Origin of the sequence: Microcystis sp. M_QC_C_20170808_M9Col (assembly GCF_007095495.1) — a bacterium.
GTDB classification, from domain to species: domain Bacteria; phylum Cyanobacteriota; class Cyanobacteriia; order Cyanobacteriales; family Microcystaceae; genus Microcystis; species Microcystis aeruginosa.
In genome coordinates this window covers 22,631-38,352 of the sequence record NZ_SFBZ01000162.1, presented here as the reverse complement: position 1 = coordinate 38,352, position 15,722 = coordinate 22,631, and the positions used below count along the sequence as shown (strand labels likewise).

General features: G+C 45.6%; 15 protein-coding genes. 5 read left to right on the top strand and 10 right to left on the bottom strand.

Annotated features, from left to right (window positions below; all coding sequences use genetic code 11):
- Positions 1 to 418: 418 nt before the first annotated feature.
- From EWV68_RS09680 to EWV68_RS09640, 9 genes are all read right to left on the bottom strand, one after another.
- On the bottom strand, positions 419 to 754 hold the full coding sequence (locus EWV68_RS09680; protein WP_002741682.1) for a ribulose bisphosphate carboxylase small subunit: 336 nt from the start codon (positions 752 to 754) through the stop codon (positions 419 to 421).
- A gap of 15 nt (positions 755 to 769) precedes the next feature.
- Positions 770 to 1,168: a RuBisCO chaperone RbcX gene (gene rcbX / locus EWV68_RS09675; RefSeq protein WP_061430949.1), complete on the bottom strand. Its 399-nt coding sequence runs from the start codon at positions 1,166 to 1,168 to the stop codon at positions 770 to 772.
- 130 nt (positions 1,169 to 1,298) lie between these two features.
- A complete protein-coding gene (locus tag EWV68_RS09670) occupies positions 1,299 to 2,714 on the bottom strand; it encodes a form I ribulose bisphosphate carboxylase large subunit (protein WP_002753365.1) in 1,416 nt (471 codons plus the stop codon).
- A gap of 551 nt (positions 2,715 to 3,265) precedes the next feature.
- On the bottom strand, positions 3,266 to 3,928 hold the full coding sequence (gene ccmN / locus EWV68_RS09665; RefSeq protein ID WP_004162497.1) for a beta-carboxysome scaffolding protein CcmN: 663 nt from the start codon (positions 3,926 to 3,928) through the stop codon (positions 3,266 to 3,268).
- 131 nt (positions 3,929 to 4,059) lie between these two features.
- Entirely contained in the window at positions 4,060 to 6,018 is a 1,959-nt protein-coding gene (locus EWV68_RS09660) for a RuBisCO small subunit-like domain-containing protein (RefSeq protein WP_287169631.1), read from the bottom strand.
- Positions 6,019 to 6,088: 70 nt separating this feature from the next.
- Positions 6,089 to 6,400, bottom strand: coding sequence for a beta-carboxysome shell vertex protein CcmL (gene ccmL, locus EWV68_RS09655; RefSeq protein ID WP_002759323.1), 312 nt, complete (start codon positions 6,398 to 6,400; stop codon positions 6,089 to 6,091).
- A gap of 32 nt (positions 6,401 to 6,432) precedes the next feature.
- The gene (locus EWV68_RS09650) at positions 6,433 to 6,774 is read right to left on the bottom strand and encodes a carbon dioxide-concentrating mechanism protein CcmK (RefSeq protein ID WP_002733426.1); all 342 of its coding nucleotides are present in this window, start codon (positions 6,772 to 6,774) and stop codon (positions 6,433 to 6,435) included.
- A gap of 66 nt (positions 6,775 to 6,840) precedes the next feature.
- On the bottom strand, positions 6,841 to 7,152 hold the full coding sequence (locus tag EWV68_RS09645; RefSeq protein ID WP_002734613.1) for a carbon dioxide-concentrating mechanism protein CcmK: 312 nt from the start codon (positions 7,150 to 7,152) through the stop codon (positions 6,841 to 6,843).
- A gap of 862 nt (positions 7,153 to 8,014) precedes the next feature.
- Positions 8,015 to 8,299: a Nif11-like leader peptide family natural product precursor gene (locus EWV68_RS09640; RefSeq protein WP_002741693.1), complete on the bottom strand. Its 285-nt coding sequence runs from the start codon at positions 8,297 to 8,299 to the stop codon at positions 8,015 to 8,017.
- A gap of 487 nt (positions 8,300 to 8,786) precedes the next feature.
- Here EWV68_RS09640 and miaB point away from each other — a divergent pair, with 487 nt between their 5' ends.
- Both miaB and EWV68_RS09630 read left to right on the top strand, forming a co-directional pair.
- Positions 8,787 to 10,127, top strand: coding sequence for a tRNA (N6-isopentenyl adenosine(37)-C2)-methylthiotransferase MiaB (gene miaB, locus EWV68_RS09635; RefSeq protein ID WP_287169629.1), 1,341 nt, complete (start codon positions 8,787 to 8,789; stop codon positions 10,125 to 10,127).
- Between the two features lie 174 nt (positions 10,128 to 10,301).
- Positions 10,302 to 10,688: a C6orf136 family protein gene (locus tag EWV68_RS09630; RefSeq protein ID WP_287169627.1), complete on the top strand. Its 387-nt coding sequence runs from the start codon at positions 10,302 to 10,304 to the stop codon at positions 10,686 to 10,688.
- Between the two features lie 193 nt (positions 10,689 to 10,881).
- Here the strand turns inward: EWV68_RS09630 and EWV68_RS09625 are convergent, their stop codons facing one another.
- Entirely contained in the window at positions 10,882 to 12,294 is a 1,413-nt protein-coding gene (locus tag EWV68_RS09625) for a slr1306 family protein (protein WP_287169625.1), read from the bottom strand.
- Positions 12,295 to 12,470: 176 nt separating this feature from the next.
- Between EWV68_RS09625 and rpmG the strand changes: the two genes are divergently transcribed.
- From rpmG to EWV68_RS09610, 3 genes are all read left to right on the top strand, one after another.
- Positions 12,471 to 12,665: a 50S ribosomal protein L33 gene (rpmG, locus tag EWV68_RS09620; RefSeq protein ID WP_002734724.1), complete on the top strand. Its 195-nt coding sequence runs from the start codon at positions 12,471 to 12,473 to the stop codon at positions 12,663 to 12,665.
- Positions 12,666 to 12,705: 40 nt separating this feature from the next.
- A complete protein-coding gene (rpsR, locus tag EWV68_RS09615; protein WP_002770735.1) occupies positions 12,706 to 12,921 on the top strand; it encodes a 30S ribosomal protein S18 in 216 nt (71 codons plus the stop codon).
- 540 nt (positions 12,922 to 13,461) lie between these two features.
- A complete protein-coding gene (locus tag EWV68_RS09610) occupies positions 13,462 to 15,690 on the top strand; it encodes a sensor histidine kinase (protein ID WP_287169624.1) in 2,229 nt (742 codons plus the stop codon).
- The last annotated feature ends 32 nt before the right edge of the window (positions 15,691 to 15,722 follow it).

Sequence of the window (15,722 nt, the reverse complement as noted above, 5' to 3'; positions counted from 1 at the left end):
CTTAAACTAATAAAACGGAGAGGCTATGGCTTTAGAAACTTTCGGAATTTTTGGGTTAGAAGTATGTTATCTTGGCATCTTGTATGTTGATTTAGCATAAAGGGTAACGAAGAGCCATTTAATTTTATGTTTGTTGTTTATAGTAAATGTCTTTATATAACAGCCTCAGACTTATCGGATCCTCGGAAAAATCCTAGTCAAGAAGCCGAGAAAGTTAATCAATATAAAAACACACGCTTCCGCACAGTAGCAAATGCTTGGGTTAGAAATCAATCTGTAGAATTTCAAGGTAATAACCTTAATGATTTTCCAATCAAGTGTTTTTGGATGTTAATCAACGATTTTCAATAACAAATGATAGAAAAAAAGGGAGGTTTAAGAACCCCCCTCAACAGTTAATAATTAGATGACAACCAAATTAGTAGCGGCCAGCATTGGGTTTGTGAACAATAAAGCTCATGGTTTGACATTGTTTGATGTTGTCAAAAGCGATAACGCGGATGTAGCAATCAGAATACTCGGTGCGGCACTCGCGAACTTCATTAAGAACTTCTTGGGGGCCAGAAACAGAGAATAAAGGCAGTTTCCACATCGTCCAATGATAATCCGCGGGTTTGGGATCTTTTTCAAATTCCACAGCAGGAATATAACCCTGATCGATCATGTATTGAATTTGTTTAGCAATTTGTTGATCGGTGAGGGGAGGCAAGTAGGAAAGAGTTTCGTAACGCTTCTCTTTAGGTAAAGTTTTCATGGGTTTCTTGATTCCTTATGGGTTGGGTAGATCATCAACATCGAGATTTAATTCCGATGTCTCTGGTTGACTTATAGCAGTACGGGTGAGACGTTCCAAAAGTTGCCGACGATGTTCGGTATTGTCATTAATAATTCCCGTTTTTACCATCTCTGGCAAGAACTCTAAAACCTGTTCGGCTAAATGTTCTCTTACCGTCATGATCCGCAAAACTAACTCTTTATTCTCAGCCATTAACCCCGCAATATAGGCCTCGCCATCCTGAATGGAATGGCTAGAAGTATAGTGACTCAGCCAAATAGCTAAAGTCGGATTAGTTTCTGACAATTGATCGATAATCGTGCGAACCGCTTGGTAAGTTAGGTAACTTTGTAAGACTTTCGCGGTATCTTGAACAACTTTTTTCGGATACATTTTATACAGTTTTCAGTTATTGGCTAGACAGTTATCAGTGTTGAAATTCTAGCGACTGCTTCCCGATTTTGGGCAAGTCCCCGGCATTATTTTCCACCAATAACTGCTAACAACTTTCTGAAGGGCTGTATTAGAGGGTATCCATAGCCTCGAACTCGAATTTGATTTCTTTCCAGAGTTCGCAAGCGGCAGCCAGTTCAGGACTCCAACGGCAAGCTTCCCGGATAACGTCGTTACCTTCGCGGGCCAAGGAGCGTCCTTCGTTACGAGCTTGGATACAAGCTTCCAGAGCCACACGGTTAGCGGTGGCACCCGGTGCGTTACCCCAGGGGTGGCCGAGGGTTCCACCACCGAACTGTAAGCAGGAATCGTCGCCGAAGATTTCCACCAACGCGGGCATATGCCAAACGTGGATACCACCGGAAGCCACCGGCATTACCCCGGGTAAGGAAGCGTAGTCTTGGGTGAAGAAAATACCACGAGCGCGATCTTCTTCTACATAGTCTTCACGCATCAGGTCAACAAAACCCATCGTGATTCCGCGTTCACCTTCGAGTTTACCGACAACGGTTCCCGAGTGCAGGTGATCACCACCAGAGAGACGTAAGCACTTAGCCAAAACGCGGAAGTGGATACCATGATTTTTCTGACGGTCGATAACCGCGTGCATTGCCCGGTGAATGTGGAGCAGTAACCCTTTGTCGCGGCAGAATTTCGCCAGGGTGGTGTTAGCGGTGAAACCACCGGTGAGGTAGTCGTGCATGATGATGGGGGTTTTGATTTCGGCAGCGAATTCAGCCCGTTGCATCATCTGCTCGCAGGTAGGAGCGGTTACGTTGAGGTAATGTCCTTTAACTTCGTTGGTTTCTGCTTGGGATTTAACGATCGCCTCTTGGACAAAGAGGAAACGATCGCGCCAACGCATGAAGGGTTGAGAGTTAATATTTTCGTCGTCTTTGGTGAAGTCTAAACCACCGCGGAGACATTCATAAACGGCACGACCATAGTTTTTAGCGGAAAGGCCGAGTTTGGGTTTGATGGTGCAACCGAGTAGGGGGCGACCGTATTTGTTTAATTTGTCCCGTTCAACGGTGATACCGTGGGGAGGACCTTGGAAGGTTTTGATTAAAGCTACGGGGAAACGGATATCTTCTAAACGGAGACCGCGTAGAGCTTTGAAACCGAAAACGTTACCAACGATCGAGGTGAGGATGTTGGTGACGGAACCTTCTTCAAATAGATCTAAAGGATAGGCAACGAAACAGAAGAACTGGTTATCTTCGTTGGGTACGGGTTCGATATCATAACAACGGCCTTTATAGCGATCGAGGTCGGTTAAGTTATCGGTCCAAACGGTGGTCCAGGTACCTGTGGAAGATTCCGCCGCTACTGCCGCACCTGCTTCTTCCGGAGGAACTCCGGGTTGGGGTGTCACCCGGAAGCAAGCTAGTAGATCGGTATCTTTGGGGGTGTAGTCGGGGGTGTAGTAGGTCAGTCGGTAGTCTTTTACGCCGGCCTGGAAACCTTTGGATTTGGCTTGCACCATTGGGATTATTCCTCCATAAACTGCATGATTAGTCGCACCTGTAAAATCTCGCCGTCAACCGACATAGATTTTTCTTAAGCTCCTTTCCCCTGCTGCCAGGAGCGAAGTTAGGGAGCAATTTTCACTAATGTTTTTTTCAACTGATCATCTTAACATGAACTTTATCCTATTCTGATCATTTTTTTTCTCTATCCCTAAAATTTTGATTGTTTTTTTTTCTCGGGGGGATTAGTTTCTTTAATCTGTCGTCATCTAACTTTGACAATCTCTACAAAAACACAAAAAAATCAATAAAAATTTACCTGATTGACACGCAGAAACTTCTGCTCATCAGGCTTTGAGCGATTAAAACTACTCTTTAATTGAGGAAGATTATCAATAATTACAACCTCAAAAAATTGTCGGCAATCGCTAAATATTAACAGGATTTCTAAGCAATTATACCCAGTACCTAGAGGACAGTTAGACAGCAGTGAACTCTAGATAAATTAGGTCTAATTACTCAGTAATTATTGTTGAGATTTTTGGCTTGTGAACGATTATTTTCCCCTTCAAGAATTATGGTTATTGTTGCCATTAAAACGATGACGTTCTGGAAATAGCGTGACCAATAACTGATTGATATAGACCTTTCCGACCACCGATGCTTGATTCGGTCGGTTAGTAGTAGATGCTTGTTCTCTGGTTTCCGCGGGACTGGCCTCGGCGACCATTTCCTCGCCATCCCAAGGACTGGCCACGGTTTCGGAGACCACTTCCTCCACGGACGGCACTGGGGACACTTGACTGACTACGGGTTGCGGTTCCGGTAAAGGGGGTCTTTCCGGTTCCGATGGGGTCGCTGACACCTCGATGGTAATTTGACGGGAAGTATCTCCGATCAGGGAACCGGACGGCACGATCGACATCGCTGCCACAGAAGCATTAAAAATCGTTGTGGTTGACCCAATACAGGCATTTTCACCGATTTCACCCCGACCGACGACGAGAACACCTGTACCTAAAATTGCTCCCGCACCGATAGCAATAACACCCTGATAGGCGGTTAAAATCGTTCCCATACCCAGGCAAGCACCCGCACCGATAATTATTTGGCTATTGGGGGCTGCTCGGAGAATCACCCCCGGAGCCACGATCGCACTCTCATCAATGGTGACATCACCATTGACATAGAATTCCGAGCGGCTAATAGGTTGAACGGGGGGTAAGGACATAATTGACAGTCATTCAGTGATCAGTGATCAGTGACCAGGGGTTAGGGGGTAGGGGTTAGAGTTTCGGGTATTTTTCCCGATCCGCCAACACCTAACACCTATCTCCGTTCACCGATCGCCGAGTCCTGAAATTAAGGGCGTTGAATAATCGATTCGAGAACACGACGTTTCGCTTGGGAGTCAATCCCGATCAGACGAACGTATTCCCCTTGATGGTCGCGCAGACAGGTTTCTAAAGCGGCCACCACATCGGATTCGCGACTGCTATCGATCGGGGTGCAGCTTTGCCAAGAACCGGTTTTAAAACGACGTTTATCCGCGTGTTCACTGCCAATTTTGTGACCTTGGTTCAATAAAGAACGAATCTGAGCGATCGTTTCCGCCGTTAAGGTACTGGTTAAAGTGGCAGTACCACCGCCGGAGGAACCGGAAGCATAGCTTTTGAAACTCGGTTCAGCAACGGTGGCGGTTTTACTGCTGCCATTACTACTCACCGAACCATCGGGACGCTGAATCACCGTTTCTAAAACCCGTTTTTTGGCTTTAGCATCGATACCGAGTAAGCGGACGTATTCGCCGCTATGTTCCCGTAAACAATCTTCCAAAGCAGTAATTACATCGGATTCGCGATTGCTTTCGATCGGGGCGCAACTCTGCCAAGAACTGGTTTTAAACCGGCGTTTATCCGCGTGTTCGGTGCCGATTTTGTAGCCTTGGGCGAGCAGGGAACGAATTTGAGCGATCGTTTCCCCACTTAAGCTACCACTGCTGCTATAACTGGCTCCGTTACTAGCGGGGGCGCTGTAGCTGCTGGCTTTGGCGCTGCCGTTACTAGCGGGGGTGCTGCCGGGGCGGTGAATAATCATTTCGACGACGCGTTTTTTCGCTTGCGGGTCGATCCCGATCAGGCGAACGTACTCATCGCTATTTTCAGTCACGATCGCTTCAATATCGCGAATGATGCCCGCTTCGCTCTTGGTTTCGATCGCAGGTCCGGTTAACCAAGAACTGGTTTTAAACCGGCGTTTATCCGCGTGTTCGGTGGCGATTTTCAGTCCTTGGGCCAGCAGGGAACGCACTTGTACGGACAGGTCGGAATGGCCGTTACCGTTGCCATGACCGCCGTGGACGGCGGTGGTGGTGCGGGCCGGTTCTCCCGGTGTGTCTTCGGGGCGTTGGATAATCATTTCCAGTATGCGCCGTTTAGCGGCGGGATCGACTCCGATCAGGCGGACGTATTCGCCTTGCAGGTCTCTCAGGGAGGCTTCTAGGGATTGGGATACCTGTTCTTCGCGGCCGCCGTCGATAAAGCCGGCACTTAACCAAGAACTGGTTTTAAAGCGGCGTTTGTCAGCGTATTCGATGCCGATCTTGTAGCCTTGGGAGAGGAGGGAGCGAACCTGCGCTCGAATGTTTGTATTTAAACTCATAGGTGTCACCGAATTTCTATATAGCGTCTCATTAGCGATGTTTATAGCGGCTGCCGGTGGAGGAGTCGCTGGGCTGTGGGCTTTGACCGGGACGCTGGGGGCGAGGTCGATATCGACAATGTGACGGGTGAAGGCTCGATCGATTTCTGTGACATCGGGTAAGCGGTCGGCCTGTTGTTGGCTGGTGATCACGGAACCGGATGGCACGAATTTCCCGGCGGGGATTTCCACGTCTTGAACGAGGGCGTGCATCATGACGATGCAATCGGCACCAATGCGGGCATTAAAGACGGTGGAGCGAAAACCGATAAAACAGCGATCGCCCACATAGGCGGGACCGTGAATGAGTGCCATGTGGGTGATACAGCTGCCCCGGCCGATCCACACCGAATATTCTCGGCCGTCATCTCCCACCACACGGCTTTTTTCTAAACCGTGGATGATTGCTCCGTCCTGAATTTTGCTGTCGTCGCCAATGTGAAAGGGGGTTCCTTCATCGGCGCGGATGGAAGTCCCCGGAGCAATCACCACTCGCGCCCCGATCTCGATAGCGCCACTGAGTTTAGAGAAGGTGTGGACTTTGGCACTCTCGTCTATGCGCGTTTCCTCTGGGGATTTTGTCCGCTTTTTCGGACTAGCCGCCGTTGTGCGGACGACCATAGTTAGTCTTCCTCCATACTGAATTTGGCTGGCTGGTTGTTACTTAACTGTGTTTGGGTTCTATCGATGTTTAACCGGATTGACGAAATTCGTCCCTCTTGCTGTAGAGGGTGCGATTTTCTACGGTTATAGTGTCAATAATCCCCACCACCATCGCGTCAAGGGGGCGATTGTTCTGTCCGTCTTCGATACGGGCGGCTCCTCCCCGGGACACTAGCACCCATTCATTAATCCCCGCTCCGACAATATCACCCGCTACTTCGTATTTAGGCAAAAGTTGCCCTTGCGCGTCGATGAATTGCAAAAGCAGAAGTTTCACTCCCGTCATACTGCGCGGTTTCAGGGAGCTAACGACGGTGCCGCAAACTTTGGCAATTTGCATGGAATTTGTTTACACTAAAAGTTAGTTGCGCTCTAGATTCGTCTTAAAGGTTGCGGGTTAACACTTTCACGAAACTGTTCCACGGCTTCTGTATAACGGATGGGAAGAACGTATTCGAGGTTTTCGTGGGGACGGGCGATGATGTGGGTCGAGAGGACTTGACCACCCTTAACACGATTAGATGCCGCTTCTGTCCCCGCCGATACGGAGGCCTGTACTTCCGAAACGTCCCCCCGGACGATGACGGTGACGCGACCACTACCAATTTTTTCGTAACCTACTAGGGTTACGCGGGCGGCTTTCACCATGGCATCAGCCGCCTCGACGACGGCCGGGAAACCCAAGGTTTCCACCATGCCCACTGCAATTGACATAATATTTTTGTCTCCTAATGGTTGGCTTTCTTCGAATCTATAGATGCTGACCCCGATCAACGGTGTTTAATAGCTGCGGAATTGCTCTACTTCTTCGGTGTAGCGAATGGGCAGCACGTATTCGAGGTTTTCGTGGGGACGAGCGATGATATGGGTAGATAGCACTTGTCCTCCGTTAACCCGGTTGGCGTTTTCCACTCCGGCAGCCACAGAAGCTTGCACTTCTGAAACGTCTCCCCGGACGATGACAGTGACGCGACCACTACCGATCTTTTCGTAACCCACTAGAGTCACCCTGGCGGCTTTGACCATGGCATCGGCCGCTTCCACAACGGCGGGAAATCCTAGGGTTTCAATCATTCCTACTGCAATTGGCATTTTTTTGTTCCTCGCTTGTCAAGCCAAACTAAACTATTAATTTTGTTAGCGTTATCAATTTTGTTTCAGTCAAATTCTTTCCTTGTTACTTTTCCTGCTCTAGCTCTGGTGGCAGTCGGGATCGTGGCAAGGTGGGTAAGACCATCCTGAATTTTATCTCGATCGTGACCGTTTTCATCCACTAATTTTATTTTCTAGGGCCGGTTGGTAAAAATTTGACGAGTCAGGCAAAATTATCAACCTAAAAAAAGCATAGGAAACTATGACACCTTTGACAATATAAAACATTATGATTATTTCTCATCTTCAGGTTAACGAAAGTTAATCATTCCTTGACTTCGCCCATCAGCCTCAGCAATTCTCAGGATATCTACAGCTAAAACCTTTGCTATGAGCCGATTTCCGCTTTAAGTTTTCTCTTGGCGGCTTGCTTGTCTCTGCTGGATTTATTGGCAGATAAAAGCCTATTTTCCCTGATTTCGGCTTTTTTATAATTTTTTTATACTATATACGGCTGGGGTGGGGAGTGGGGTGAGGGGAGTGGGAATTATAAATTATGAATTATGAATTATGAATTGGGAGCATTCCACTTTTGCAATAAGCAATTATACTTAGATGCGAAATGCTTAGATGGCAAGCCTTTTCGGTAGTTCATAGATTTTTAACGGTTCTCTAAATTGTGTGATTCAAACCAGAATCTTTACTACAAAAGCCTTATTCCCCTTCTGAGCATTTATACTAATTACATAATTGGGATGCTCCCTATGAATTGGGGAGAGAGGGGAGCCTTTTTCAGTGGTCAGTAAACAGTGAAATGAAAACTCACCTCTGATCACTGGTAACTGATCACTGATCACTGATTCTAGCGATCGATCTCACCTTCGTAGGGTTGGACACCGATCGAGGGATAATTATCGTGGTTAGGACTGAAAACTTCTAACACTGCATGAGCTAACTTTTGGAAAAAGTCGGGACTCTCGTGCAAGGATTTGAGTGCCGCTTCTAATTCAGGACGGGAGAAATCGAAGCCTTGGGAGCGAGCTATCTCTAGTAACTGCTGAGGATCTTGGGTTGAGCGCATTTTTTGACCCAATTCTTCGTTTTTGGCGGCTAAGGCGAAGAAATCGAACACTTGATTTTTAGACATATAAATACTTTTCCTTTGATGATTAAAGGTTTGGCCTCGGCGGCGTGGAGGTTAAACTGCCTAGTTATGGTTTATTTTTATCCTACCAGTCAGGAGATATCCTCAAAGCAAAAGTTTCGTTTTTCTTTGCTTGTATGGCTGAGTATGCTTTTTCTGGGGAGTGGCAAGCGGGAATTATGAATTATGAATTATGAATTATGAATTGAGGAGTGGGGGTGTGGGGAAGTGGGGAAGTGGGGTGTGGGGAGAATAAATAAAAATAACCTCCTCAATCCTCAATCCTCAATCCTCAATCCTAACTTTTTGGTCATCAGAGCAGCCGATAGTCAGTCCCGATGAAAAAATTTTCACCCCCACAGATGAAAGAGGTTTCCTTCCCTACACCCCACACCCCACACCCTACACCCTACACCCTACACCCTCTTTCAAGTCAGAGAATAAATAGCCTAAAATAGAAACCTGCACTCTTGTTTCTGTAGCCAGCATCATGAATAAGTCCCCACGTCGTTACCATATCACCACCTTTGGTTGTCAGATGAATAAAGCTGACTCCGAACGCATGGCGGGTATTTTAGAAGATTTGGGGTTTCAATGGTCTGAGGATGCCAACGAAGCCGATTTAATCCTCTACAATACCTGTACAATTCGCGATAATGCCGAACAGAAGGTGTATTCCTATCTCGGTAGACAGGCTAAACGCAAACAAACTCAACCCGACCTTACTTTAATTGTCGCTGGCTGCGTGGCTCAACAGGAAGGGGAACAATTATTAAGACGGGTTCCCGAAGTGGATTTAATTATCGGTCCCCAACACGCAAACCGCTTGGGAGACTTATTACAACAAGTTTTTGACGGTTCCCAGGTGGTGGCCACCGAACCCATCCACATCATGGAAGATATCACCAAACCGCGCCGGGATAGTAATATTACCGCTTGGGTGAACGTCATCTATGGTTGCAATGAACGCTGTACCTATTGTGTGGTTCCGGGGGTGCGCGGGGTGGAACAATCTCGCACTCCTGCGGCAATTCGAGCAGAAATGGCACAATTAGGACAACAGGGTTATCAAGAAATCACCCTTTTAGGTCAAAATATCGATGCCTACGGACGGGATTTACCCGGAGTGACGGCAAGCGGCCGACATCTGCACAATTTTACCGATTTACTCTACTACGTTCACGATGTGGCCGGCATTGAACGTCTCCGTTTTGCCACCAGTCACCCCCGCTATTTTACCGAACGTTTGATTAAAGCTTGTCAGGAATTACCTAAAGTTTGTGAACATTTTCATATCCCTTTTCAATCGGGGGATAATGATATCCTCAAGGCGATGAAACGGGGCTATACTCAGGAAAAATACCGACAAATTATTGCTAATATTCGCGATTTAATGCCGGATGCTGCCATTAGTGCCGATGCGATTGTCGGATTCCCCGGAGAAACAGAGGCACAGTTCGAGAATACTTTAAAATTAGTCGATGAGATTGGTTTTGATCAATTAAATACCGCTGCCTATTCTCCCCGTCCCGGGACTCCTGCCGCTATTTGGGATGATCAATTAAGTGAGCAGGTAAAAAGCGATCGCTTACAAAGATTAAATCATTTAGTGGCCACAAAAGCCGCTGAACGTTCCCAAAGATATTTAGGCAGAATTGAGGAAATTTTAGTGGAAGACGTTAACCCTAAAGATGCTAGTCAAGTTATGGGAAGAACTAGAGGCAATCGCTTAACTTTCTTTACGGGAAATATTGAGGAATTGCGAGGCAAATTTGTTAAGGTTAAAATTACCGAAGTCCGTCCCTTTAGTTTGACGGGAGTGATCTTTTAAGTAGTGGTGCAAAATTAATTTCTTGGTTAGGAGAGGCAATAGGCAATAGGCAATAGGCAATAGGCAAAAGGTAGTTAAATATGTGTAACTAATTTTGCTTAGGTACTTAATAGTTAACAGTGACCCCTCAGCAGTGAAAAAAGGCAATAGCTATCGGGAATAATTTGGTACTTTATGGATATTATCGCTATTTTGCAGCAAGATTATCAAAGATTTCCCCTCGATCAAACCTATGATATTTATGCTGATAACGTTTATTTTCAAGACCCTCTCAATCAATTTCGGGGGATTAAACGCTATCGGGAAATGATTGGTTTTATGAGTCAATGGTTCCAAGCTATCAAGATGGATGTCCACGCAATTGAACAGCAGGGAAATATTATTAATACCCGTTGGACATTGCACTGGACAACTCCTTTACCTTGGCGACCCCGCATCGCTATTTCTGGACGCAGTGAATTAACTCTCGATGACAATAATCTGATTATTTCTCATATCGATTATTGGGATTGTTCGCGCTGGGATGTGCTGCGTCAGCATTTACCTTTTCCCGTTTCTTAACTAGGGTCTGCTGAAAAAGTTTTTCGTGGGGACAGGGTGTGGGGTGTGGGGTGTGGGGTGTAGGGTGTGGGGTGTGGGGAGAATAAATAAAATAATCTCCTATCTCCTGACTCCTGAATACTGACTCCTGAATACTGACTCCTCAAAACCTAAGACTCTGTACCTCACAACTATGGAAATTGCTATAGATTTTTTAACTGGAAAATGCCGACCAACGAGCGCTCGTTTGCTTGACAAAATCCTGTAAAAATGCTAGGCGCTGATTTTGTTCCCAGACCTGTTTAACTTTATTCTGCAAACTCGTCCAATTCCAATCATTATTCAGTTGCTCGTTAATTTCCTGTTCTTGGAAATATTCAATTAAACTTAAACCAGCTAAACGAGTTAGATAGGCTGCCCCAATTCCCTGCACTGTACCACCGGCGATATAAGTAATCGCATTTCCCTTGAGAATCGTTCCTAATGCCTGGGTTGTCACTTCTACCATGCCTAATTGTACCATCATCTTCCCTAGGGTGGCCATGGCTGTTTTTGCTTGTTCAAGGGACATTTTTTGTTGATAAATTGCCCCTAAATCCACTAACATTTGAGCGTTAGTAGCTGCCGCTAAAACTAAATCTAGGGCCGCGAGAGGATTAGCAAAAGTGGCAGTAGCGGCTATCCATTGGTATTGTTCGATAACAGGTAAAGCCTTTTTGCGTCGGGATTGATTGAGTAATTGTTTGGTTTCCTTTGCTAATTCTAGCGCTTGTCTCCAGATAGTTCCCAGAACTAATTCGGACTTTTCTTGTTCGATAATTTTTCGGAGATGATTATCTAAAGGATCGATAACTACCGTTTGGGGTTCCGTCCATTCCTTGATTTCCCCATTGCTTTGATGTTGACGAACTTTTAGGGGTTCAGGGGCAGCGGCTATGGCTAAAATATGATGAGCAGGAATAGTTTCTTTCAGTCTTTGTTTTAGGGAAAGGAGAATTTCTTCTCTGGTTTCGGCGGGTAAACGATCCTGTTTATTGAGTAACAGGATAACACGCTGGTGCATTCGATCGAATTGCTGGAGGATTTGCCATTCGGAATCGGTTAAATCCCCATTGATCAGATACAAAACTAAGTCGGCTGCCAAGGCCTTTTTCTGGTTAGCGGTGGAGTCGAGAGTCAGAAGGGGTTCCGTTTCCAGAAAAGCGATAGATTCTCCAAAGTTGCCGGTTTCTAGTAGTTTTTTTAGGGCAGTTTTACCAGTTTTTCTAGCGCCGGTAATGGCAATTTTCAGGTCTTGGCGACTAAATTCTTGGTTTAATTGGGTTAAAGTGGTTTTGAGGGGGGTTAAGTCTTGATAGGGGTCTTCTTTGGCCAGATAATTAATTATCTTCTCGTCCTTGCTAATCGCTTGTTTAACCTTTTCTAGACTCAGGGGAGTGGGGGGGGAAAAATCGATTTTCGAGTTGGGTTTTTGCCAAAACCAGATACCGGCACCAAGAGCAATCGCACCGAAAATACCCCAGGAACCAATTTCGCTCAGTGTACTATTGAGACTTTCCCCCAGGGTGAAAGCGATGGTAATGCCTATCCCCGTCACTAAAATCGGTTTACCCAATCTTACCGTCATTTTTCCTCATCCTCGCCAACTGCTGTGATTATTCTAGCTTTTTTGTGCTGGATTTCATCCCAAACTGAACTTTTTAGCCGACAATTCCCTGCCTTACCCCGGCCGCTCTTGCCTAAAAAGCCCTAGATATGTCATAATGATCGATTGCGTGTAAATTTACCCGATCCCCTGTTGTTATGGCTAGTAAAAAAGGCGTTCGCCTGATCATCACTGTAGAATGCACGGAATGCCGCAGTAATCCCGATAAGCGTACCCCCGGCGTTTCTCGCTACACCACCAGCAAAAACCGTCGCAATACCACCGGCAGACTGGAAATCAAGAAATACTGTCCCCACTGCAATAAGCACACCGTCCACAAGGAAATTAAGTAAGCACACTTTAGTTAAAAAGTCAAGCAATCTTTACAAATCTATGAGCTACTATCGTAAACGTCTCTCTCCCATCTCCCCCAGTCAACCGATTGACTACAAAGACACCGAACTCCTCCGCAAATTCATCACCGAACGCGGCAAAATTCTGCCTAGACGTATCACCGGTTTAACTTCTAAACAACAGCGAGATTTAACTGAAGCGGTGAAGCGGGCCCGTTTAATGGCTTTATTGCCTTTTGTCAACCAAGAAGCCTAAATTCAGTGATCAGTAATCAGTAATCAGTGAACAGTGATCACTGAAAATAACACATATAAGTAATAGGACAAAATTAACTTCTTGGTGAGGATAGGCACTCATGCACTCATGGAAGAAGTAGTTAGATATACTTAATTAATTGTGTCTAGCTACTTAAGTAGGTAGGCGTTAAAAGTTGTCAGATGCCCCCCTTATCAAGGGGGGATTAAGGGGGGATCCCCCCGCCTATCGGCACCCCCCTTATCAAGGGGGGCAGGGGGGATCGAACCTAAAATCCATTTTTAATTTAATTATAACCAGCTACTTAACTTAAAACTTAAACCTGATCACTGATAACTGGTCACTGATAACTGATAACTGATAAGCGATCTCAGTATATTGGGGTTGCTTTCTCGTTTTTGCAAAGAAATATATCGAAATCGGCAGCGGATAGGAAAATTCGTGCGAGAATCTTAAAAAATAATTAAATCGCTCTAGGAGTAGCCAACGATTTTGTGATTATCGATCCAAATCCACCAATTAGCACAATAGGAGGCTCTTATGGAAAAGCAGCCATCAGCAATCGATACCGAGTTAGATGGACAGCTACAAGAGGAGGATTCCGAGCAGTTTCTGCGTAGTATATTTAATTCCGTGCAAGCGTCGATTTTTGTGGTGGACGTGCTGGAAAATAGAGATTTTCGCTATGTGGGGGCCAACCCCGTTCATGAACGCTGGACAGGACTGCGCTCATCAGATATTAAAGGCAAAACTCCCGAACAAATCCTTCCCCCCGATGATGCGCGTAGTGTGCGGCAACACTATAGTGATTGTGTACGTTACGGAACGACTATTTCCTACGAACAGTATTTACCTTTTCAAAATATACCCTACTGGTGGCTAACAACTTTAACACCCCTACGGGATAACAATGCGCGCATCTATCGTTTAGTGGGAACCAGTACCAATATCACCGAACGCAAACAGGCCGAAGAAGCTTTAAGATTACAAGCAGAACGAGAACAACTACTGGGGGTAATGCAGGAAAGAATCCGGCAATCGTTGGATCTTGATCGCATTTTGCAAAGAACTGTTAAAGAAGTGCGACAATTTCTCAACTGCGATCGAGTGTTAATTTATCGTTTATTCCCCGATCATAGTGGCATGATTGTGGTGGAATCCCATACTGCGAGGATTAATTCTGTCTTAGGAAACAGGATACAGGATCCCTGTTTTAATTTATCCTCAGAACGTCTGGAAAATTATCGTCGCGGGAGAATTCAAGTTATTGAAAATGTCCATAATTCGGGACTTGATCCCTGTTATCGCAACTTACTTACTTCTTTGCAAGTACAGGCTAACTTGGTGGTGCCGATTATCTGCGATAACCAACTCTGGGGGTTACTAATTGCCCAAAATTGCCAAAAAACTCGCTCTTGGCAATCCCAAGAAATCGATCTGCTCAAACAATTAGCCATTCAAGTGGGAATTGCCATTCAACAAGCAGAACTGCACCAACGGGTAAAATGCTTGAATACTGCCCTAGAATCGGAGGTTCAGCAAAGAACCGCCGAATTGCAGATGAGTTTGAAGTATGAAGCATTAATCGGACGGATTACCGAAAAAATTCGCGATAGTCTCGATGAAAATCATATTCTGCAAACCACCACTAGGGAATTAGTCCAGGTTTTACCCGTAGAACGCGCCCAAATTGAGCTTTACGATACCAGTCGCAGTCAAGCCACTATTGTCCACGAATATACCACTCAAAAGCTTATCTGTCAGGGAATTACCCGTCAAATTAGCGATTTTCCCGAAATATATCAACCGCTGCTGCACAAAGAAATTTTACAATTTGTTGATCGTCTTCCCCTTGGTAATCCGCAAATTGGTCGTGTTAACCGTTGTGCTTGTCCTATCTTTGACGATCAGGGTTTTTTGGGCAATCTTTGGCTAATTCGACCAGCTAATCAGATTTTTAACTCCTTAGAAACTAATTTGATTCAACATATTGCCGCCGAATGTGCGATCGCTATTCGACAGGCGCGACTTTACGAATCTTCCCAAGCACAAGTGAGGGAACTAGAAAAACTGGAAAGATTAAAAAGCGAATTCCTGAAAACCCTTTCCCATGAACTGCGAACCCCGATTACCAGCATTCGTCTAGCGGTGGAAACCCTGGAAAGTCTCCTAGAATATCAAGGGATCGAGATCGATCCACAGGATTCGATCGGTCAACTGTTGCAAATTCTTAACATTGAATCTCAGCGTCAGAGTAAGTTAGTTAATGATCTGTTGACGTTAACCTATCTGGATGCGGAAAGCGAACCCCCGGCGATCGAAACAATCGACTTACTTTCTTGGCTACCCTTATTAGTGGAACCTTTTCGTCATCTCACCCGTGAGCGACAACAGCAGTTAATTTTAGATATAGATGGGGATATACCTGAGATTAACACCAGTCTGTGTCATATTGAGCGCATCATAGCGGAATTACTGACCAATGCTTCTAAATATACCCCAGAACGAGGAATAATTAGGGTAAATGTCTCGCGTGCGGGGGAGCAAATATTAATTATTGTGAGCAATGGGGGTGTAGAAATCGCCCCAGAGGAATTATCAAGAATATTTGCCCCTTTTTATCGCATTCCTAACCACGATCCCTGGCGCTACAGTGGTACTGGTTTAGGTTTAGCTTTAGTCCGCAAACTGATTAAACCCCTGAATGCCACCATTGATGTCACCAGTGCCAACGCTGTCACCACTTTTACCCTCACCTTGCCAATCTAGTCGAGCAGAAAACTTTTTAGAAAAAAACCTTG

What these genes read in the sequence shown, in the direction of transcription:
- EWV68_RS09680 (WP_002741682.1), bottom strand. Translation starts at nt 754, where the DNA reads ATGAAAACTTTACCTAAAGAGAAGCGTTACGAAACTCTTTCCTACTTG.
- rcbX (WP_061430949.1), bottom strand. Translation starts at nt 1,168, where the DNA reads ATGTATCCGAAAAAAGTTGTTCAAGATACCGCGAAAGTCTTACAAAGT.
- EWV68_RS09670 (WP_002753365.1), bottom strand. Translation starts at nt 2,714, where the DNA reads ATGGTGCAAGCCAAATCCAAAGGTTTCCAGGCCGGCGTAAAAGACTAC.
- ccmN (WP_004162497.1), bottom strand. Translation starts at nt 3,928, where the DNA reads ATGTCCTTACCCCCCGTTCAACCTATTAGCCGCTCGGAATTCTATGTC.
- EWV68_RS09660 (WP_287169631.1), bottom strand. Translation starts at nt 6,018, where the DNA reads ATGGTCGTCCGCACAACGGCGGCTAGTCCGAAAAAGCGGACAAAATCC.
- ccmL (WP_002759323.1), bottom strand. Translation starts at nt 6,400, where the DNA reads ATGCAAATTGCCAAAGTTTGCGGCACCGTCGTTAGCTCCCTGAAACCG.
- EWV68_RS09650 (WP_002733426.1), bottom strand. Translation starts at nt 6,774, where the DNA reads ATGTCAATTGCAGTGGGCATGGTGGAAACCTTGGGTTTCCCGGCCGTC.
- EWV68_RS09645 (WP_002734613.1), bottom strand. Translation starts at nt 7,152, where the DNA reads ATGCCAATTGCAGTAGGAATGATTGAAACCCTAGGATTTCCCGCCGTT.
- EWV68_RS09640 (WP_002741693.1), bottom strand. Translation starts at nt 8,299, where the DNA reads ATGTCTAAAAATCAAGTGTTCGATTTCTTCGCCTTAGCCGCCAAAAAC.
- miaB (WP_287169629.1), top strand. Translation starts at nt 8,787, where the DNA reads ATGAATAAGTCCCCACGTCGTTACCATATCACCACCTTTGGTTGTCAG.
- EWV68_RS09630 (WP_287169627.1), top strand. Translation starts at nt 10,302, where the DNA reads ATGGATATTATCGCTATTTTGCAGCAAGATTATCAAAGATTTCCCCTC.
- EWV68_RS09625 (WP_287169625.1), bottom strand. Translation starts at nt 12,294, where the DNA reads ATGACGGTAAGATTGGGTAAACCGATTTTAGTGACGGGGATAGGCATT.
- rpmG (WP_002734724.1), top strand. Translation starts at nt 12,471, where the DNA reads ATGGCTAGTAAAAAAGGCGTTCGCCTGATCATCACTGTAGAATGCACG.
- rpsR (WP_002770735.1), top strand. Translation starts at nt 12,706, where the DNA reads ATGAGCTACTATCGTAAACGTCTCTCTCCCATCTCCCCCAGTCAACCG.
- EWV68_RS09610 (WP_287169624.1), top strand. Translation starts at nt 13,462, where the DNA reads ATGGAAAAGCAGCCATCAGCAATCGATACCGAGTTAGATGGACAGCTA.